The organism is Thiorhodococcus mannitoliphagus, assembly GCF_010915725.1.
Lineage (GTDB): Bacteria > Pseudomonadota > Gammaproteobacteria > Chromatiales > Chromatiaceae > Thiorhodococcus > Thiorhodococcus mannitoliphagus.
On sequence record NZ_JAAIJR010000107.1, the window covers coordinates 1 to 18,559 of the forward strand.

General features: G+C 65.9%; 19 protein-coding genes. 3 read left to right on the forward strand and 16 right to left on the reverse strand.

Annotated elements, in window-relative coordinates; all coding sequences use genetic code 11:
* The first annotated feature begins 341 nt into the window (after positions 1 to 341).
* Entirely contained in the window at positions 342 to 530 is a 189-nt protein-coding gene (locus tag G3480_RS27940) for a hypothetical protein (RefSeq protein ID WP_206171802.1), read from the forward strand.
* A 323-nt stretch (positions 531 to 853) separates the two neighbouring features.
* Here the strand turns inward: G3480_RS27940 and G3480_RS19945 are convergent, their stop codons facing one another.
* The 14 genes from G3480_RS19945 to G3480_RS20010 all read right to left on the reverse strand — a co-directional run bounded on the left by G3480_RS19945 (position 854) and on the right by G3480_RS20010 (position 15,245).
* Complete coding sequence (locus G3480_RS19945) at positions 854 to 1,294, reverse strand: hypothetical protein (RefSeq protein WP_164655649.1); 441 nt, start codon at positions 1,292 to 1,294, stop codon at positions 854 to 856.
* A gap of 129 nt (positions 1,295 to 1,423) precedes the next feature.
* A complete protein-coding gene (locus G3480_RS19950) occupies positions 1,424 to 1,726 on the reverse strand; it encodes a DUF3240 family protein (protein ID WP_164655650.1) in 303 nt (100 codons plus the stop codon).
* Positions 1,727 to 1,794: 68 nt separating this feature from the next.
* Positions 1,795 to 4,857, reverse strand: a complete 3,063-nt coding sequence (locus G3480_RS19955; RefSeq protein ID WP_164655651.1) for an efflux RND transporter permease subunit — start codon at positions 4,855 to 4,857, stop codon at positions 1,795 to 1,797.
* Entirely contained in the window at positions 4,857 to 5,987 is a 1,131-nt protein-coding gene (locus tag G3480_RS19960) for an efflux RND transporter periplasmic adaptor subunit (protein WP_164655652.1), read from the reverse strand. Before G3480_RS19960 ends, G3480_RS19955 begins: the two co-directional genes overlap by 1 nt.
* Positions 5,984 to 7,234: a TolC family protein gene (locus G3480_RS19965; RefSeq protein WP_164655653.1), complete on the reverse strand. Its 1,251-nt coding sequence runs from the start codon at positions 7,232 to 7,234 to the stop codon at positions 5,984 to 5,986. The genes G3480_RS19960 and G3480_RS19965 overlap by 4 nt, the downstream gene beginning before the upstream one ends.
* Positions 7,235 to 7,452: 218 nt before the next feature.
* The gene (locus G3480_RS19970) at positions 7,453 to 8,370 is read right to left on the reverse strand and encodes a cation diffusion facilitator family transporter (protein WP_420824632.1); all 918 of its coding nucleotides are present in this window, start codon (positions 8,368 to 8,370) and stop codon (positions 7,453 to 7,455) included.
* Positions 8,367 to 9,194: a class III cytochrome C family protein gene (locus G3480_RS19975; RefSeq protein WP_240905941.1), complete on the reverse strand. Its 828-nt coding sequence runs from the start codon at positions 9,192 to 9,194 to the stop codon at positions 8,367 to 8,369. The genes G3480_RS19970 and G3480_RS19975 overlap by 4 nt, the downstream gene beginning before the upstream one ends.
* Entirely contained in the window at positions 9,191 to 9,769 is a 579-nt protein-coding gene (locus G3480_RS19980; RefSeq protein ID WP_164655655.1) for a hypothetical protein, read from the reverse strand. The genes G3480_RS19975 and G3480_RS19980 overlap by 4 nt, the downstream gene beginning before the upstream one ends.
* A 112-nt stretch (positions 9,770 to 9,881) precedes the next feature.
* Positions 9,882 to 11,141 (reverse strand): 2Fe-2S iron-sulfur cluster-binding protein, encoded by a 1,260-nt coding sequence (locus G3480_RS19985; protein WP_164655656.1) that lies wholly within the window; start codon positions 11,139 to 11,141, stop codon positions 9,882 to 9,884.
* A gap of 72 nt (positions 11,142 to 11,213) precedes the next feature.
* Positions 11,214 to 11,816, reverse strand: a complete 603-nt coding sequence (locus G3480_RS19990) for a cytochrome C (protein ID WP_164655657.1) — start codon at positions 11,814 to 11,816, stop codon at positions 11,214 to 11,216.
* Positions 11,816 to 12,400: a cytochrome b/b6 domain-containing protein gene (locus G3480_RS19995; protein ID WP_164655658.1), complete on the reverse strand. Its 585-nt coding sequence runs from the start codon at positions 12,398 to 12,400 to the stop codon at positions 11,816 to 11,818. The genes G3480_RS19990 and G3480_RS19995 overlap by 1 nt, the downstream gene beginning before the upstream one ends.
* Positions 12,401 to 12,930: 530 nt before the next feature.
* Positions 12,931 to 14,271 carry an ATP-binding protein gene (locus G3480_RS20000; protein WP_164655659.1) on the reverse strand — a complete coding sequence of 447 codons (1,341 nt, stop codon included), beginning with the start codon at positions 14,269 to 14,271 and terminating at the stop codon, positions 12,931 to 12,933.
* The gene (locus G3480_RS20005; RefSeq protein WP_164655660.1) at positions 14,268 to 14,927 is read right to left on the reverse strand and encodes a response regulator transcription factor; all 660 of its coding nucleotides are present in this window, start codon (positions 14,925 to 14,927) and stop codon (positions 14,268 to 14,270) included. Before G3480_RS20005 ends, G3480_RS20000 begins: the two co-directional genes overlap by 4 nt.
* Positions 14,928 to 14,936: 9 nt before the next feature.
* Positions 14,937 to 15,245 carry a PepSY domain-containing protein gene (locus tag G3480_RS20010; RefSeq protein ID WP_164655661.1) on the reverse strand — a complete coding sequence of 103 codons (309 nt, stop codon included), beginning with the start codon at positions 15,243 to 15,245 and terminating at the stop codon, positions 14,937 to 14,939.
* A gap of 444 nt (positions 15,246 to 15,689) precedes the next feature.
* Between G3480_RS20010 and G3480_RS20015 the strand changes: the two genes are divergently transcribed.
* The gene (locus G3480_RS20015; RefSeq protein WP_164655662.1) at positions 15,690 to 16,916 is read left to right on the forward strand and encodes a cytochrome-c peroxidase; all 1,227 of its coding nucleotides are present in this window, start codon (positions 15,690 to 15,692) and stop codon (positions 16,914 to 16,916) included.
* 174 nt (positions 16,917 to 17,090) lie between these two features.
* Here G3480_RS20015 and G3480_RS20020 read toward each other — a convergent pair whose 3' ends face one another.
* Positions 17,091 to 17,507, reverse strand: a complete 417-nt coding sequence (locus tag G3480_RS20020) for a flagellar basal body-associated FliL family protein (RefSeq protein ID WP_164655663.1) — start codon at positions 17,505 to 17,507, stop codon at positions 17,091 to 17,093.
* Between the two features lie 21 nt (positions 17,508 to 17,528).
* Positions 17,529 to 17,726 (reverse strand): hypothetical protein, encoded by a 198-nt coding sequence (locus tag G3480_RS20025; RefSeq protein ID WP_164655664.1) that lies wholly within the window; start codon positions 17,724 to 17,726, stop codon positions 17,529 to 17,531.
* 330 nt (positions 17,727 to 18,056) lie between these two features.
* On the opposite strand from G3480_RS20025, the gene G3480_RS20030 reads away from it, so the two are divergent.
* A complete protein-coding gene (locus G3480_RS20030) occupies positions 18,057 to 18,326 on the forward strand; it encodes a hypothetical protein (RefSeq protein WP_206171803.1) in 270 nt (89 codons plus the stop codon).
* The last annotated feature ends 233 nt before the right edge of the window (positions 18,327 to 18,559 follow it).

An 18,559-nucleotide genomic window follows, 5' to 3' on the forward strand; every position in this document is an offset into this window, starting at 1 on the left:
CGTATTTATTTATCGATTCAAGCCAGAATTATAACACCATTTCAGCGAGTTAATGGGCGTATGTCAGGAGTTCTGCAATGGCTGCCCATCTTCTCCCACCCCGGCAACGCCCAAATCATCCTCGACGCGCTAACCTTCCTGCAAACCGAGCAGCGCCTTGCCCTCTACGGCTAAGTGCTGATGGAAAACCACTGCCACCTCGTCGCGGTCGGCCCCGACCTTCCCAAAGCCACGCGCTGGCTCCCACGCTCCGGAGCGTGGGAGCCAGCAGCAACAGCAGCTCCAGCAGGGCGGGCTGCGAGCAGACAGGACCACACTGATTCAGGAGCGCGACGAGCCAGATGAGGAAGAAGCTCATCGAAGTCAGCCTGCCGCTCGACGCCATCAACAAGGCGTCGGCGCGGGAGAAAAGCGATCCCTCGCTGGCTGCTGGAGCTATCGCGCCTGATCCGCTCAACATCCTCATCCGATTCGAGCCGCTGCCTTGCGGAGGCTGTTTCTTCATCCAGGCGCATTGGCGCGGCGAGTGACTCTTGCGTCCCATCATGTCGAGCGCTCCATCATGGGACTACGGGGCCTCCACTTAAGCGGACCTGGTTCAAAGATCACCTTCAATGGAAGATATCAGCGAACAGGATTCGACGCGACGCATAGCTGCTCCGCGTTTGCGCGGTTTCAGTTGGTCCAGCTGCGCACGCCAAGTCCGGCGCGTCTGGGTTAGTCCTAAGGAAGCGCCCATCAACTGTTTCCCGATGTGAGCGATCCCGTCCGCAATCCCCCCTTGCCCCCCTTTGCGAAAGGGGGGAAGTTGTTGATGGTCACTTTCTAAGTGGAGCCTTTCCTGGAATCCCTCTCAGAAGCTGCAGCAGGGGTCCGGCAGGGCGGTGACGCGCAACACAGATCCAGGGGGCGCCTCGACGGGCAGAAGCGCGTTGAAACGGGCCGATTGTGCCTGCCGGTTGCGTCGCATCAAGCTGGCTTGGGTCTCTGACAGGACTCGACCGTCCGGACTCATGATGGCGAGGTTCACCTGTCCGGGAACGGCCCCGCGCCTGGAGATCCTGCGTGAGGCGCTCCCGTAAACGCGGATACCGTCGCTGCGGTTCTCGGTTCGCACAGAATCTACGACGACCTCCCTCGAAGCGACCTTCTCGATCGTCAATCCAGGCGCCGCTGATGCAGCGGGGTTCGTTGCGCACCCGGCTCCCGTCACTGACGACAGCGCGGCGAGGACGATCGCAATGGGGATCCACTGGCCAGGTGCACGTCCGACCCCATCGATCTCAGTTCTCACGTCATTGCTCCTGAGTGGTGACTCGAGCCCTGCTGGTGCTCGCGCGAGATGCGCGCTGAGCTGACCCTGGTATCGGCCTTTAGGCGCTGAACCTCTGGATTGGTGCAGACCGCAAGACCATGGCGCTGGCTACTCGAGCCTTCCGAACTCCAGGACCGGCACGAGCCAGTAGTGGATTCCGCTGCCGCTGAATTCCTCTCGCAGCGCGGCCAAGACGCTCGCGGCGACCGGCGTGGGCAGATGAATGAAGAACATGACGCGACGCGAGCGCCCAGCGACCTGCTCGGCGAGTGTCATGGAACGCTCGGATGAGCCGTGCCCGGAGACCGGGGTGCTGGTGAAGCCAGGCACGTCGTCGCGCTCGAGCAGCCACTCGGCGACAACGTCTTCGGCGGCTGGAGGGACGATCAGGTAGATGAGCTGGTTGGGCATTTGGGGGGGCTTCAGTTGTCAGTTGTCAGTTGTCAGTGGTCGGTGGTGTTGGGTGTTGAGGCGCTGCTTCATCCTTCGCCGAAGCGACGATAGAGGATGGGTAGCAGGATGAGGGTCAGGGCCGTCGCGGACATGAGCCCGCCGATGACGACGATGGCTAGCGGACGCTGGATCTCGGAGCCGGGGCCGGTGGCGAATAGCAGGGGGACCAGGCCGAAGGCGGCGATGTTGGCGGTCATGAGGACCGGGCGCAGCCGGCGCCTGGCCCCCTCGACCACGACCTCCTGGATCGGGCGTCCAAGGGCACGCAGTTGATTGAAGTAGGTCACCATGACCACGCCGTTGAGCACGGCGATGCCGAGCAGGGCGATGAAGCCGACCGAGGCTGGCACCGAGAGATACTCGCCGGTCAGGGCGAGCCCGAAGACGCCGCCGATGAGCGCGAAGGGGACGTTGGCGAGCACCAGCAATGCTTGGCGCGCCGAGCGGAAGGTCGAGAAGAGCACCAGGAAGATGAGCCCGAGCGCGATCGGCACCACAAGCGCCAACCGGGCGGCGGCACGCTGCTGGTTCTCGAACTGACCGCCCCATTCCAGCCAGTAACCGGTCGGCAGCTTCACCTGCTCGCTGACCGCCTGCCTGGCCTCTTCGACGAAGCCGACCAGGTCGCGTCCGTCGACGTTGGCGATGACCACCGCCATCTGGTTGCCGCGCTCGCGGCTCAGCGCCACCGGTCCCTCGACACGCTCCATCTGGACCAGGTTGGCGAGCGGGACGGCGCGCCCGTCGGGTAGGGCGATTTGCAGGCCGGCAAAGCGCGATGGGGAGCGGCGTTGCTCCTCGGGACCGCGGATGATGACCGCGCGGCGTTTGTCGTCCAGGTAGACGGTACCGACGCGCAGCCCCTCGACCTGGGCGCGCAGGGCGGCGGCGAGTGCGTCGGCATCGATGCCGAGCCGTCCCGCCTCGAGCCGGTCGACGACCAGGTTGAGATACTGAGCGCCCTCGTTGCGCGGGGTATAGACGTCCTGAGACCCTGGGATGCCCTCGAGTACGCCGACGATCGACTCGGCGACCTGGTTGAGCCGGTCCTGGTCGCCGCCGAAGATCTTGACCGCCAGATCGCCGCGCACGCCGGTCAGCATTTCGGAGACGCGCATCTCGATCGGCTGGGTGAAGGCATAGTCGACGCCGGGGAAGCGGTCGAGCACCTGGCGGATCGCGTCGATCAGCTCCTCCTTGGTCGCGAAGCGCCATTGTTCGCGCGGCTGCAGCACCAGGAAGCTGTCGGTTTGGTTCAGCCCCATGGGGTCCAGCCCCAGCTCGTCCGAGCCGGTGCGTGCGATGATGCCTTTCACCTCCGGCACTTCTTCCATGATGGCGCGCTGCACACGCTGATCGATGGCGATCGACTCGGCCAGATTGATCGAGGGTAGCTTCTCGAGTTGGACGATGAGATCGCCCTCGTCCATGGTCGGCATGAAGGTCTTGCCGATTTGGGTGTAGAGCAGACTGGCCAGCACCAGCAGCCCGCCCGCCGCGACGATCACCCAGGCCTGACGGCGCAGCGCCCAGTCGAGCACCGGCATGTAGAGCCGGGTCAGCATGCGCGGCAGCCAGGGGTCGCTGTGCTGGCCGGCGCCAAGCAGATAGGAGGCGAGCACCGGGATGACAGTCAGCGACAGCAGCAGCGAGCTGGCGAGGGCGAAGACGATGGTCAGTGCGACTGGCACGAACAGCTTGCCTTCGAGCCCCTGGAGCGTCAGTAGCGGTAGGAAGACGATGATGATGATGAGGATGCCCGAGGACACCGGCACCGCGACCTCCCGCGTCGCCCGGTAGATGAGGTGCAGCCGCGGCAGGCGCCCGCCCGCCGCGCCGCTTGCGAGCTGGGTGACCATGTTCTCGACCACGACCACGGCGGCGTCGACCAGCATGCCGATGGCGATCGCCAGACCGCCGAGCGACATGAGGTTGGCCGAGAGCCCGAACTGGTGCATGAGGATGAAGGTCGCCAGCGCCGCCAGCGGCAGGATCAGGGCAACGGTCAGGGCCGCGCGCAGGTCGCCGAGGAAGAGCACGAGCAGGATGAGCACCAGCACGGTCGCCTCGATCAGTGCCTTGGAGACCGTGTGCACGGCCTTGTCGACCAGCACGCCGCGGTCGTAGAAGACGTCGATGTGCACGCCCTCCGGCAGACTTGGCGCCAGCGCGTCAAGCTTGTCCTGCACGCCCTGGACCAGGGTGCGGGCGTTGGCGCCGCGCAGCCCCAGCACCAGCCCCTGCACCGCCTCGCCCGCGCCGTCGCGGGTCACGGCGCCGTAGCGGGTGAGCGCCGAGCGCCGCACCTCGGCCACGTCCGCGACCCGCACCGGTTGGCGCGCGTCGCCGCCGACGACGATGGCGGCCAGGTCGTCGAGCGTCCGCACGGCGCCCTCGCCACGCACCAGCAGCGACTCCTCGCCCTCGTCCAGACGCCCGGCGCCATCGTTGCGGTTGTTGGCGGCGATGGCATCGCGCAGGTCGGAGAGCTGGATGCCGTGCGCGGCCATGCGGGCGTTGTCCGGTACCACCTCGAAGGTGGTCACGTATCCGCCGAGGGAGTTGACCTCGGCCACGCCCGACACCGAGCGCAGCACTGGACGGATGGTCCAGTCGAGCAGGTCGCGCCGCTCGGCCAGCGTCAGGCCGCCGCCCTCGATGCTGAACATGAACATCTCGCCGAGCGGCGTGGTCATGGGGGCGATGCCGCCTTCGACGCCCTCGGGCAGGTCGCCCCAGATGGCGTTGAGCCGCTCGGAGACCTGCTGGCGCGCCCAATAGATGTCGGTGCCCTCGGCGAAGTCGACCGTGATGTCGGTGAGCGCATACTTGGCGACGGAGCGCAGCATGGTCTGGTTGGGGATGCCGAGCATCTCCACCTCGATCAGGCTGGTGATGCGCGAGGCGACCTCTTCGGGCGTCATGCCGGGGGCCTTGACGATGATCTTGACCTGGGTGGTCGAGACGTCGGGAAAGGCGTCGATCGGGGTCTGCTGGAGGGCCTTCCAGCCGCCGCCGATCAGCAGTCCCATGGTTAGCAGCATCAGCAGCCGCTGGGTGAGTGCTAACTGGATCAGGCGTGCGAGCATCACTCGCCTCCCAGCCAGGCAGCCTTGAGTGCGACCACGCCGCTGATGGCGACCTGATCGGCGGCCACAAGCGCGCCGTTCACGACCACGCTCTGCTCCTCCTCGCCGACGACTGTCACCGGCTCGGCGGCGAAGCCGCCCTCACGGGCGATGAAGATATAGGTCGCCTCGCCATCGCGCACCAGCGCGCTCGAGGGCAGGCGCCAGCCCTGCGCGGTCTCGCCTGCGTTCGCCCCCTCCTCGAGCGCGGCCATCAACTGGACCTCGACGAACTGACCTGGGCGCAGTTCCCGGCTGCCCTCGTGGATCTCGGCACGCACCAGCACGCCCTGGTCGCGGCCGTGGACCATGCGTCCGATGGTGATGATCTTGCCGGCCGTGCCCTGACGGGTCAGGAAGACCTGGTTGCCGACGGCGAGGCCGCCGAGCTGGCCGACGGGGACATGGATCTCCAGCCAAAGCGGATCCAGCTCGCCGATCCGATAGAGGGGGTCGGCGGCGGTCATCGATTGCCCGGTGCTGACCATCTGCTCGAGCACTACCCCGGCGATCGGGGCATGGATCGGCAGCGTGCTCGTCAGCCGACGGGTCCGGGTGAGGGTCTCGATGTCCGCTGCGTCGAGGCCGGCCAGCTCCAGCAGTTGATGGCGCTGTTCGACCAGGGTCGCCAGCTCGCGCTGCTTGGACTGGCTCTGGAGCAGTCGGCGCTCGGCAATGATACCTTCCTGATGCAGCTTGCGGTCGCGCGCCAGTTCGCTCTCGGCCAGCTCGAGCCGGATCAGCGACTCGAGGTACTGGCTCTGGGTGTCGACCAGGTCCGGGCTGCGCAGCTCGGCGATGACCTGCCCGGCCGCGACCTGCTCACCCTCGGCGACGCGCAGGGTCTCCAGCACACCCCCCTGGGGCGCGGCGACCACGCGCAGCTGGCGGTTCGGCACGGCGACCTCGGCCGGGTAGCGGCGCGAGAGCCGTGCTTCGGCCGCGAGTGGCGCGATGAGGTCGATACCGAAGGCACGCTGCTGCTCGGCGTCGAGCGTGATCAGGTCGGCGGCCGACGCGGTCAGCGGCAGCAGCAGGGCGAGCACGCCGAGCGTGGGACGGGTGGCGGTGATGAGGGCGGCTCGATTCATTCGGGGACGACTCCTAGGGCTTGATTGATCTCGGCCAGCGCTCGGCCTTGCTCCAGACGGCGCAGTTCCAGGTCCATGCTCGCCTGGCGGGCGCGCTCCTCGGCGCGCAGTCGGGTGGTCAGATCCGTCTCGCCCAGGTCGAAGGCGCGACGGACGAGATCCAGGGCCTCGTGGGCGAGACTGTGGCGGCGCTCCGCGACGGTCAGCGCCTCGGCCGCACCGCTGCGGTTCACGCGCGCCTCGGTGAGCCGCTGCTCGGCCTGGCGTCGTGTCTGCTGGAAATCGGCCATGCGCTCGGTGTAGGACCGCTCGGCGGCCGCGATTTTGGGCGCGGATTGACTGGCGAGCCCGAAGGGCAGGTTGATCTCCATCTGCACGGCGTGCTGGGCATCCGTGCCGCGCGCGTCGCGCGTGCGGATGCCGCCGAGACTGAGCACCGGATTGCCGCGCCGCTCGCTCTGAGCGCGTGCGCGCTCGGCCCGTGCCAGCGCCAGCGCGCTGTCGGCATCGCTCAGGAGTGGATGCTCGGCAGGCAGCTCGGTCGTCGCCTCGGGCTTGGGCGCCGATTCGAAGAGTGGCTCCGGCAGCTCCGACTCTCCGGTGAGCTGACGATAGATGGCGAGCGTGCGCGCGTGCTCGACCTGAGCCGCTTGCAGTTCGGCCTCGCGGTCGAGCGCGTCCTGGCGCGCCACCAGCAGGTCGACCCGCGCCAGCTCGCCGGCCTTGACGCGCTTGGCCACGGTCGCCTCGAGGGCGCGGGCGCTGGCGAGTGCCTGCTCGGCCTGGGTCAGACGGCCCTGGGCGAGCGCGGTGTTCCAGAGGGCCTCGCGGACGCGCCCGGCCATCTCCCAGCGCAGCAGGCGCGTCAGGGTGTCCGCTTGGCCACCGATGGCCGTGGCGACGCCCTGACGCGCGTCGCGCTGGCCAGGCATCCAGAGTGGGAGATCGACCATGGCCTCCCATTCGTAGGCGCCTTGGTCTTGGTCGATGCGGTCAGAGATGTGCTTGACACGCAGCGCCGGGTCCTCGGCGATCAGGCTCTCGGCCTGGCGGCGCACGGCGTCTCGCTCGGCGCGGATGGCGCCGACACGCGGCTGCTGGGCGGCCTGCTCGAGCGCCGAGGAGATGGCGCCGCCGAGGCTGCCCGCCTGCACGCCGCCGGTGGCGAGCACCAGGAGCGCTAGGAGCGAGGCGGGCGGGCGCCGACGCGAGGCCAGGTGGGGCTGAAAGGCTATTTTCTTGTCCATGATGGGGCATCCTAGGGTCCCAAGCTGAAACCAACCTGAATACTCGGATAGAAAGCATCGTCGGCGTGAGGCTGCGAGCCTTGACCTGGACTCGAAGCCTTTAGCCGTCTCAGAAGTCAAGATGCCGTGACGCTGGGATGACGGGGGACGTCGGCCCGAGATTGAGCGCCTGCGTTGGCGCGGTGTCCCCCCGAGGCTTGGCGCCAGATCCGTACACATCACCCAGCGATCGGATCCTGATGGATGATGATGTCCGAATCTGGATACGCGGTCTGAATCGCCGCTTCCGCCGCTTTGCCAATCCGATGGGCTTCGTTGAGTGGAAGCTGCCCATCCAGCTCAAGATGAAACTGAATGATTTGGGACTGGCCGGATTGGCGGGTGCGCAGATCGTGCATGCCGAGCACACCGGGGATGGCCCGCACCAGCTCGGCGATGCGCTGACGTTGCGGTTCGGGTAACTCGTGGTCCATGAGCAGCTGGATGGCTTCCAAGGCAATGCGCACCGCGCTGTAGAAGATGTAGGCGCCAATGGCGAGACCGAACAGCGGGTCTGCTCCATCCCAGCCCAGCGCAGTGATGCCAAGGGCGACCAAGGTAGCCGTATTGGTCGCGAGGTCCGTCGCATAGTGCAGCGCGTCCGCGCGGATGGCTGGCGAGCCCGTGCGGCGGATGACGTGGCGCTGAACCGCCAGGAGGCCGAGTGTGACGACGATGGCGAAGCCGATGACGGTCACACCGACGCCAATCTCGGCGATCGGGCGCGGGTGCAGCAGCCGGTCCATGGCTTCGAGCGCGAGGAAGCCCGCCGAGCCGGCGATGAAGGCGGCCTGTGCCAAGGCGGCGAGCGCTTGGGCCTTGCCGTGACCGAAGCGATGCTCGGCATCCGGCGGGGCTAGCGACCAGCGCACGGCCAGCAGATTCACCAGCGAGGCGCCCGCGTCCATGGTCGAGTCCACCAAAGACGCCAGGACACTGACCGAGCCAGTCATCAGCCAGGCGATGAGCTTGGCCAGGATGAGCAGGCAGGCCGTGGCGACCGAGGCATAGGTCGCGAGGCGCAGCAGACGGCCAGTCTCGGCCGCGTTGGCGGCCGCGTCCAAGGGCTTCGGCGTGATTGGATCAGGCGTCGTCAATCGTCATCCTCGTGCTCGTGCTCGTGCTCGTGCTCGCCGCCGCGCCAGCCGCGGCCGCCTTCTCGCTCATCGTTTTCCCGGTCGTCACGGTCTTTCCGGCCGTGCTTTCCGGACTCTCGGTGCGCTCCGTGCTCGTCCGCCTCGGCGTCGCCGCTGCGGTGGCATTCCACGCAGTTCTCGTAGTCATAGATGCCTTCCTCGACATGCTCGGCGCGGATGCCGGCCCGCGAGTGTTCGTGGCAACCGTAGCAAGTGTAGCCCTCGTAACTCTGATTCATATGGCATGTCCGGCATTCGGCGCGATGCTCGCTGTCGAGGCGGAAGAATTGGTCGTGGTCGAGCGTGGCCGGCCGCCAGGCCTTGTCGGAGTGACAGTCGGCGCAATTGGCGGTGAGGTCGCGGTGCAGGCTGTCGCCTGGACGCGCGTGACAGCCGCTGCATTGCGCGCGCAGTCCGGCCTGCAGCAGACCATGCGAGAACTGGCCAATGGGGCGAAAGGACTGGACGCCCTTGTGATCGCTGTGACAGGCCACGCAGTCGGTCTCGATCAGCTTCTGGTGGAAGGGTCCCAGCTTGCGCTCGCCGGCGATGGGCAGTCCCTGGGTGGTGACCAGCCCGATCTCGGCCGGCGCGTGGCATTGCACGCACTTCGCCGGCCGGCTGCCGATGAAGGGGCTATGGCAGGCGAAGCAGTCGGTCTCGAGCGCTTCGTGGCCGGCCATCAGCTTGCCGGGCTCGATCATGAGGTGCGGATAGAGCACGGCGAGGACCAGGAGCACCGCGAGGTTGGCGGCGACGATGTAGAGGAGCGGGTTCTTCTTCATTTCCATTGCCAGAACAGGAGGATGCTGAGGATGTGCGCGAGTCCTAGGGTGGCGAAGGCGAGGGTGATGGGCAGGTGCACGCTGCGCCACTTCTTCATCATGCCGAGCGTGACGGCGTCCCAGAAGACGGCCTTCTCGATGGCCGTGTCGCTCAGGTCGCGCCGCGCATGGGCGTCGCGTTCTTCCCGCAGCTGGCGCCGCGAACGCTCGAGGAGATACTGCCCGGTCATGCCGCTCGCGAGGGTCACCAGCATGGCGAGCAGTGCCAGCCAGGGAAGCAGGGCGTAGACGTGGATGCCGGCGTGGACCAGGATCATGAGCGCGCCGAGCCAGGTGAAGACCTCATGCAGCCGCAGCAGGCGCTTGGGCTCGCCGATCTGGATCAGCTTGCGCTTGCGCATCGAGTAGAGCAATGAGAGCAGGATGAGCAGGGTGCCTGGAATGCCGAGGAAACGCCCGATCCAAACGAGTCCGAGCAGATGCAGCAGTGCATCCGTGATGACGGCCGCGACCAGCAGCAAACCGAACATCGCGGCGAAGGGTAGGATTTCTTTGCGAAGGATCGAAGACTTCATGCGTCTTTAGTCTCTGGCGATTCGGTCCGCGCGGCGGACCCTAGATTGCTGCATGGCGTGATTCGGTCTAGTCCGCAGCGCGGACCAGACCTGCGGCGTCAGCGGCAGCCCCTCAGAGCTTGAGCGTCACGTCCGTCGTCGGTTCGGCGATGCAGAGGAGGCAGTGCCCGGGCGCGATCTCGGCATCCGGTGTCTGGCTGTAGCGCACCTCGCCGGACTCGAGTGCGGTCTGGCAGCAGCCGCAGCTGCCGGCGCGGCAGCCGGACTCCACGGCGATGCCCGCGTCCTCGGCCAGCTCGAGCAGCGAGCCGGCCGAACCCCAGGGCAGGGTCTTGCCGCTGCGGCTGAAGCGCACCTCGGCAGTGGAGACCGCCGGCGCGTCGCTGCTGGCCGGACGCCGCTTGAGCGACGCCGGGCCAAAGGTCTCGTAATGGATGTCCTCGGGCGAGACGCCGGCCGCTTCTAGGGCGGGGATCAAGGTCTCCATCATGGGCGGTGGGCCGCAGACGTAGAAGGCGTAGCGTCCGAAGGGCAGCGTCTGGCGCAGCAGATGGATGTCGAGCCAGCCGCGGTGGTCGTAGTCGACGCCCGCGCGGTCCTGCTCACTCGGATCGCCGTAGCAGAGGTGCAGGCGCAAGCCCGGATGAGTGTCGCGCAGGCTCTGCAGGTGGCCCTTCATGATGTGTTCGGTGCCGTTGCGAACGCCGTAGAAGAGCCAGACCTCGCGCGGATCGCGCCGGTGGGCGAGGGTGTTGAGCATGCTCAGCAGGGGCGTGATTCCGATACCGCCGGCGATCAGGACGATCGGCCGCGTGCAGTCGTCGTGCAGATGGAAGTGTCCGCTCGGCGCCTTGACCGCAAGCCGTGTCCCTGCGACGACCGCGTCGTGGAAATGGCCGGAGCCGCGGCCGGGCGTGAGTTCGGGGCGGCCGGGCGGGGCCGGAATGCGTTTGATGGAGACGCGGTAGCAGTCGGGGCGCGGGCGGTCCGAGAGCGAATAGCAGCGCACCAGAGGCTTGCCCGCTTGGTCTGCGGCTGCGGGTAGGTCGAGCGCGAAGGTCAGATACTGGCCTGGGCGAAAGTCCGGCAGGGGTTCGCCGTCGACCGGAAACAAGTAGTAGGAGCAGACACTCCCTGCCGCATCCTCGGTGATGCGCCGGCGCACGACGAAATCGCGATACCCAGTCCAGGCGGGTGACTCGGTCGGGTGGCGCGACGGCCCAGGCACGGCCGCCGGGACCCTAACCGCCGTATCGCCGCACTCGAGCGCCTGATAGCGGGCTTGGTAGCGATACAGCTTGAAGGCCGCGAAGCCTGCGACCTGGATCAGGATCATCCCGATCACAAGAAGGGAGAAGACCGTGGTGCTCATTGTCGATTTCTCGTGGGTTTTGGCCGTTGCCTGGTCGTCTTGGCGAGCCGGGCGCAGGACGCCCGGCCGAGATCAGTCCTTCCAAGGCCCATAGCCTGGGATGTCGATCTGCCGCTCGCTGTAGTCGCCCTCCGTGGCTCGACGATGGCAGGCATTGCAGTGGCTGAAGCTGCCGACCTCTGGGTTGTCTTGCACCAGATGCGCGGGGATCTCCCCGTGCTCGCGCTTGAAGTAGGACGTGTCGGTGATGCGCGGCAGCGTCTCACCCGGACCGGCGAGATTGGGCGTGCCGGCAGCCATTGCCTGGGCGCGGCGATCGCCGCGCTGATCAGCCGCGTTACGGGTCAGATAGGTGGTGATCTCGTTGATGGTGGCCGCTGAGAGTGAGGCGTCATCGCCATAGTGACTGCCAAGGGCCGCCGGGGACATGATTCTCGCCCAGGTCAGCGCCGGCAGCAGCGCCGCCTGGTAGGCCATGTGGCAGGCGCTGCATTCCTGCGCATAGGTGGCTTGACCGGGCGTCGTCACCGGTGCGCGGGATTGCATCCAATGGCCCGTGCCGCCGCCACCTCTGCGCTCCTCGCCTTCACCGTCGCCTGCAAAGGCGACGCTGAGGGCGGTCAGCGAAAGCAGGCCAATGGTCAGGACCACCAAGAGGGGGCTGCGATGACGCATCAGCCCGCTCTCCGTTTGTAGCCCGTGATCATGGACTTGATCAGATTTTCACGATGCAGCAGGCTCGAAAGGAGCACGCCGCCGACGTGTGTGATGACGAGGGTCAGGGTGAGATAAGCGAAAAACTCATGGACCTCTTCCAGCGCCTCGCCGCCGAAGGCCCCGGCGCTATCGAGTGAGATCCCCGTCAGCCCCGTGGCGACGATGGCGACCAAGAGCGCCAGGATCATGGCCCCGCCGGCAGGGTTGTGCCCCAAATAGCGCGGCGCCCTGCGGACAAGGACGTCCTTGAGATAGGCCATGACCTGGTGCGGCCCGCGCACGAAGTCGGTGAAGCGGGCGTGCCGGGTGCCGATCACGCCCCAGAGGACACGGATGGCGACCAGGCCAAGCGCGAGATAACCGACCCAGACATGCAGACCGAGCAGCTCGTCCTCGGTCAGGAAGGCAATGGCGATGGCGCCGACCAGGGTCCAATGGAAGGTGCGGACCAAGATGTCCCAGACGCGCACCTGGTGGCTCCCTGCGGCAGGGGTGGTGGCTTCCGCGCGGGCCGATGGCGCCGCTGTCGTGGAGGTTGTCATTGATGTGCTCTCTTCAGGCAAATGGCTTGTGATATCGGCTTTGTGATATCCGTCGTTCCGACGTGTCGTGAACTTGCCTGGCAGCTTAGCGGGAGGGTGCTGACCGATTGCTGTGCGACCCCGTCAGCAAGTCGTCAGGTTCATTGTGAGCGCGGCTGGTCGCGATCCTCGGCGCTGATCGTCGGACCGCCCAGTCGGCTGACGAGGGACCGCGCATCCTAAGAAAGTGTCCATCAATTGTTTCCCGATGCGAGCGATGCCGCCCGAAATCCCCCCTAACCCCCCTTTGCGAAAGGGGGGAAGTTGTTGATGGACGCTTTCTAAGCGACGAGGGAGCGGCGCCCCGCCGCGATGGGCGCGCGATCGCGGTGGGGGGCCGCTCCCACCGACCGTCTGGCGCTGCATCGGGGGTGCGTCTGGCCGCGTGGATGGGCTGGAGGTCATCAAAGAAGCGCGAACGCACCTGCGCGGATGGGCGACTGAAGTCGACCCGTCCATCGGGGCCTCTAGGATGATTTCCTAACCGCCTCTCAGGCGTCCTCACCAAGGGGAAGCTCGACCTCGGCCCGCAGCCCGCCGAGCCTGGCCGAGCGCGCGAAGCCGATCCGGCCCTGATAGCTGTCGACGATCTCCTTGACGATGGAGAGTCCCAGTCCGTGGCCGCTGACCTCCTCGTCGAGTCGCACGCCGCGCCCGGTGATGGCGGCGAGCGCCTCTTCCGAGCAGCCTGGGCCGTCGTCCTCGATGCAGAGGATCAGGTGTCCCTGCGCAATCTCGAGTTCGCAACAAACCCTGGCTCCGGCCCACTTGCAGGCGTTGTCGAGCAGGTTGCCGAGCAGTTCCAGCATGTCCTCGCGGTCCAGGTTGAGCGGGCCCTGGGTGCGGTCGTCCAGCTGGAGGTCGACTGGCTTGGGGGCGTGAATCTGGGTGAGGAGGCAGGCCAGGGTCGGCAACTCCTCGGCGGCCTCGAAGCTGACGCCGGCCCCGCCCGCGCCGGCCAGACGTGCGCGCTTGAGTTGGCGCTCGGCCAGTCGGCGCAGCCGCTCGATCTGATCGAGCAGCGCCTCGCGTTGCGCTGGCGCAATGCTGAGGCCCGGGTCCTGTAGCTGCTGACGCAGCATGCTTAGCGGTCCCTTGATCGCGTGGGCGAGGTTGCCGGCGGCGGTGCGCGAGCGCTCCAGACGCTGGTCGAACCGCAGCAGCAGGCGGTTGAGCTTGCGGACCAGGGGGCGGATCTCGGTCGGACCCTCTTCGGTCAGGAAAAGGGTCTTGCCATGCTCGAGCCGCTCGATGTCGCGATAGACGGGCTCCAGCCGGGTGAAGGTGTGGTGAACGACCAGGCGCTGGATCAAGAGGATGAGCGCGAGCCCGCCCACGGCCATGATGGCGAACAACTGCTCAAAGCCCTGAAGCTCGCCGCTCAGCGGGGAGAGGTCCTCAGCGATGACGATCACTAGATCCCGGTCGTCGATGTGGTAGCCCCCGGCCCAGGCAAGCAGCCGTTGATCCGCCGGTCCGGGCGCGCGCCAGGTGGTGGTCTCGCCGGCCTGGAGCACCGGTGGCTGGAGGTCCTCGTCCCAGAGCGAGCGCGAGCGCAACACTTCGCCGCCGCTGATCGCGATGACGAAGTAATGTCCCGAATAGGGCTGGTCATAGACGGGCGTCACCCGCTCCGCGCCGATCTGCGGCGTGCCGTCCAATGTCACCGAGAGCGCCCCGAGGAGTCCCTCGGCGTCATGCTCGAGCCGCGAGATCACAAAGGCATCTGCCGTGTGATGCAGGGCCCTGTGTCCCAGCCACCAGGCGGCGCCGATGAGCAGCACCAGGCTGATGCCGAGTCCGAGGTGAAGCCGTCCCTCGAGCGATCTCATTTGGGGAAGAGATAGCCTTGGCCGCGCTGGGTGAGGATGCGCTCGCGGCCGATCTTCTCGCGCAGACGCCGGATATAGACCTCGATCAGATTGCTGCCGCGCTCGCTCTCCAGGTCGTAGACGTGCTCCATGAGCTGCGTCTTCGAGAGCAGTCGGCCGGGGTTGCGCATCAGATAGCGCAGCAGCCGGAACTCGGTTCCGGTCAGCTCGCGCACACTGCCCGTTGGGAGGACGACCTGCTGCAGCCCCTCGTCGAGCCGCAGCCCGCCGGCCTCGAGCACTGGGCTTGGATTGCCGTTGGCGCGCCGCGCTAGGGCCTGGATGCGCGCCAGCAGCTCCTCGATATGAAAGGGCTTACCGAGATAGTCGTCGGCGCCGGCCTTGAGCCCGTCGACGCGTTCGTGCCAGGCATCGCGGGCGGTCAGCACCAGTACCGGCGTGCTCATGCCGCGCGCGCGCCAGTTGCGGAGCACCTCGAGTCCGGGGCGACCCGGCAGACCGAGATCCAGCACGATGACGTCATAGGGCTCTACGGCGCCAAGCGCTTCGGCGGTGCGCCCGTCCAGGGCCTGATCGACGGCGAGTCCGGCCGACTTGAGGCTCGGCAGGAGCGCGGCGATCTGAGCGGCGTCGTCCTCGACCAGGAGTAGGCGCATCTTCGTCCCTTATCTGTCGGAGTCATGGATGAGTGCCGCGCTCGCGGCGTCCAGCTCCAGCTCGTGAATCTGACCGGCCGCATCCAGGATCTTGATCTCGTAGTGATAGCCGTCATCCTCGCGCTCCAACTCGGCCTCGACGAGCTGCCCGGGCTGTAATCGGTAGGCAGCCTCAAGCACCTGGCTCATGGGCAGGATCTGGCCGGATTCGCGCAACCGCTTGACGTCGTCGTGGTCCAAGGGTCCGTCGGCAGCGAGACGCGCGGTCAACAGGAGTGCAATGATTCCGATCGTGGATGCGGGCGCAGCCTTATGCATAGAATGACGTCATCGCCTTGGGCGGCGGTCAGGGTCGCGATCCCGACCTTTGTTGCGCGTGACTCGCATCTCCTGAGGCGATGCGGTGTTGGAAATCGCCGGCGGTTGCGTTATCTAAGAAAGCGTCCATCAACAACTTCCCCCCCTTTCGCAAACGGGGGGTCGGGGGGATTTCGGGCGGCATCGCTCGCATCGGGAAACAATATGATGGACACTTTCTAAGGGTTCTGAAGAGCGGCGGTTGGCAGCTGTTCCCTGCCGGTACCTCGCGTCATCTGCTGCCTGGGTGCCGTCGTGCCTCGGGCCTGCGTCCGCCGCGTTGCGACGCTTGAATCGCAGGCATTGCCGGCGCTCGCTCCGCTGCCGTCACATCACAGCTTGCTTTGCCAAGTACCGATTTCTTTCCAAGTCCATTTGACATTAGACGATCAAACTGAATCCGAGATGAATAGGATAACGCTAGTCGCTGGTCTTTCGATCCCCCTGCTCTCGCTTGCAAGTCACCAAGCCGCCGCCGCCGAGGATGCGCTGACGGCACTCGGGAAGCGGCTCTTTTTCGACACCACGCTCTCTGAGCCAGCGGGCCAGTCCTGTGCGAGCTGTCACGCCCCGGCTGTCGGCTGGAGCGGACCTGACAGCGCCATGAACGCCTCGGGCGCCGTCCACGAGGGCGCGGTGCGCGGACGCTTCGGCAAGCGCAGACCGCCCATGGCGGCCTACGCGAGCTTCAGCCCGCCGCTCCACATCGATCCAGAGGAGGAGCACTTCGTCGGCGGTGCCTTTTGGGACGGCCGGGCGACGGGTTGGCTGTTGGGCAGCCCTGTCGCGGAGCAAGCCCAAGGTCCCTTCCTGACCCCCTTCGAGCAGAATCTTCCCGATGCCGCCGAGGTCACCCGGCGTATCTGTGCAGGTCGGCATGGTCAGTCGTTCCGCGACTATTTCGGGGAGGGCGTTTGCTCCGACCCCGTTGCCGGCTTCAATGCGGCCGCGCGGGCGATCGAGGCCTTCGAGCGCTCAGCGGAGATGAACGCCTTCAGCTCCAAGTATGATCACTATCTCCGCGACCCCAAGCGATTTCCGCTCTCCGAGCAGGAGGCACTGGGTCTGGAACTCTTCGTGCGTGAGGACAAGGGCAACTGCGCCGCCTGTCACCCCCATACCCCTGGTGAGCACGGGGAGCCGCCGCTGTTCACGGATTTCACCTATGACAATCTCGGTGTTGCGAGAAACCCCGCGAATCCCTGGTACGGGATGACGGAGAGCAACCCGCAAGGGGCCGAATGGATTGATCCCGGGCTGGGCGGTTTCCTCGAGACCGTGCCCCGCTTCGCCCACCTGGCGGCAGAGAACCTGGGAAAGTACAAGGTGCCCAGCCTGCGTAATGTCGACCTCCGTCCCTCAGACGGCTTAGTCAAAGCCTACATGCACAATGGCGCTCAGAAGAGTCTGGAAGAGGTCGTGCATTTCTATAACACGCGTGACGTCAAGCCCAAGTGCGAGACATTGGCGACTCCAGAGCCCGGCAAGAACTGCTGGCCCGCACCCGAAGTCGTCGCGAATCTCAATACCGAGGAACTCGGTGATCTGGGGCTTACGCCGGAGGAAGAGGCGGCCATCGTGGCCTTCATGCGCACGCTGAACGATGGCTGGACGCCGCCCGAGGACGGCTGAGGTTGGGGCCGATTGACGGCGGCATCACCCATGCTGGATGCCGCCCAATCGCTGAATTTGGGCGCTTTCCCGGAATCCTTATATCTCTGACAATCCTTGTCGCTGTCGGGGCGAGTCCATTCGCCCCTTGATCCTCTGGGCCTCTTCTTTCCCGGAAATCGCCTGAGATTCCAGCTACTGAATGATAAACCCGGTGAAATAGAGACCACTGATGGCCGGACGTCCGGCTTGCGTCATCATGACCTCCCGCAGGTCGGTCAAGAGTTCGCCGCGGAGCGTCTCGCGTGCTTCCGTGGTCATGAGGGTGCTTCCATCGCGCCCAGCCAATAGGCTGATCAGGCGATCGCGGACGCGTGGCATGTGAAGCGTCACCAGATCCGCTTCCTCATTGCTCTCGATATAGAGCTGGATGTCGGCGCGCAGGTACTTGGATCCGCGCGTCCGCGCCAGATTGACGACGATGGGCGGGTCCAGTTCCATGTACCCAGGAAAGCCCGCGTCCAAGGCGCCGCCACTGGCAAAGGCGCCCATGAAGGGCAGTGATAGCAGGGCTGCGAGGGCTAGGCCCGCCGCACGCTTGATCGATTTCATACTCCACCTCGCGGTCATACTCTAGCTCGCGTTTGCGCTGGATTGATGGTGCTGGCTCGTCTCGGGGGCCATCCCCCTCAACGGCGTTTCGATGGTGCCTGAATAAGCATCAAAGCCTTTCGAGACAGTAGCTCCATGAACTGCGCCAAAGCTGTTAACCACATCAATGATCGTGAAAAAAATGATCGAGCTGCAGCGGGAAAGAAGCGCAGAAGGCATGTCAGTCTCTTGTCTAGGCGCCGAGTCGCACCCTTTGGATGAGGCGCCCGCCCGCGGCAGGCCCGAACGCTTCTTCGTGTCAGTTGCGCCTTTGCGGTTACGATTTCCGGGGCCAGGGATCGCCGTTGCGCTTTGCTACCCAAGAAAGAAGAAAGTGTCCATCAACGACTTCCCCCCTTTTTCAAAGGGGGGCAGGGGGGCTCTCAAGCGGCATCGCTCGCATCGGGAAACAATTGATGGACACTTTCTAGACTGCTCGGAGAAATGATGTCACCTCGCGTGCTGGACGATCAGCGAACGCGGTCGCGAAAACCGGATACTGGGACGGCGATGCGCAGCCTGATCAGGCAGATCCGCTCGACCATGCCCTTTGCCGCCGCCGAGGCGCAACTTTGCTCTGGAGAGTGCAATGGTTGTTCCAAGAAGCTGCTGGACTATCTCGAGTCGGAGTTGGACGCCTGGGAGCTGCGATTGGATCAGGGCGAGAGGCCTGGCTTGGGCGACCTATCGCAGCTCATTCGCACCACGAAGAAGATCCATCGCGTCCTGGAGCGCAACGGGCTTGTGGAGGCCCGCTCAGCCGGGGAACGCGTTGGCTAGGAGCCTGTCCGACTTGGGGGGATCGAAGCGAGGAAGTGGGAGAGCGAGGCCATTTCGCCCCGGTTTTGCGGCGCATAGTGGTTCTATGTAACGAAAAAGCGGGGCGAAAGGGACCGTTCTCCCGATTCCGCAGCCGATTCATCCTAAGAAAGCGCTCATCAATTGTTTCCCGATGTGAGCGATCCCGTCCGAAATCCCCCCTGGCCCCCCTTTGCGAAAGGGGGGAAGTTGTT

Coding starts and splice junctions, on each gene's coding strand:
- G3480_RS27940 (WP_206171802.1), top strand. CDS start 342: ATGAGGAAGAAGCTCATCGAAGTCAGCCTGCCGCTCGACGCCATCAAC.
- G3480_RS19950 (WP_164655650.1), bottom strand. CDS start 1,726: ATGCCCAACCAGCTCATCTACCTGATCGTCCCTCCAGCCGCCGAAGAC.
- G3480_RS19955 (WP_164655651.1), bottom strand. CDS start 4,857: ATGCTCGCACGCCTGATCCAGTTAGCACTCACCCAGCGGCTGCTGATG.
- G3480_RS19960 (WP_164655652.1), bottom strand. CDS start 5,987: ATGAATCGAGCCGCCCTCATCACCGCCACCCGTCCCACGCTCGGCGTG.
- G3480_RS19965 (WP_164655653.1), bottom strand. CDS start 7,234: ATGGACAAGAAAATAGCCTTTCAGCCCCACCTGGCCTCGCGTCGGCGC.
- G3480_RS19975 (WP_240905941.1), bottom strand. CDS start 9,194: ATGAAGAAGAACCCGCTCCTCTACATCGTCGCCGCCAACCTCGCGGTG.
- G3480_RS19980 (WP_164655655.1), bottom strand. CDS start 9,769: ATGAAGTCTTCGATCCTTCGCAAAGAAATCCTACCCTTCGCCGCGATG.
- G3480_RS19985 (WP_164655656.1), bottom strand. CDS start 11,141: ATGAGCACCACGGTCTTCTCCCTTCTTGTGATCGGGATGATCCTGATC.
- G3480_RS19990 (WP_164655657.1), bottom strand. CDS start 11,816: ATGCGTCATCGCAGCCCCCTCTTGGTGGTCCTGACCATTGGCCTGCTT.
- G3480_RS19995 (WP_164655658.1), bottom strand. CDS start 12,400: ATGACAACCTCCACGACAGCGGCGCCATCGGCCCGCGCGGAAGCCACC.
- G3480_RS20000 (WP_164655659.1), bottom strand. CDS start 14,271: ATGAGATCGCTCGAGGGACGGCTTCACCTCGGACTCGGCATCAGCCTG.
- G3480_RS20005 (WP_164655660.1), bottom strand. CDS start 14,927: ATGCGCCTACTCCTGGTCGAGGACGACGCCGCTCAGATCGCCGCGCTC.
- G3480_RS20010 (WP_164655661.1), bottom strand. CDS start 15,245: ATGCATAAGGCTGCGCCCGCATCCACGATCGGAATCATTGCACTCCTG.
- G3480_RS20015 (WP_164655662.1), top strand. CDS start 15,690: ATGAATAGGATAACGCTAGTCGCTGGTCTTTCGATCCCCCTGCTCTCG.
- G3480_RS20020 (WP_164655663.1), bottom strand. CDS start 17,507: ATGAAATCGATCAAGCGTGCGGCGGGCCTAGCCCTCGCAGCCCTGCTA.
- G3480_RS20025 (WP_164655664.1), bottom strand. CDS start 17,726: ATGCCTTCTGCGCTTCTTTCCCGCTGCAGCTCGATCATTTTTTTCACG.
- G3480_RS20030 (WP_206171803.1), top strand. CDS start 18,057: ATGCGCAGCCTGATCAGGCAGATCCGCTCGACCATGCCCTTTGCCGCC.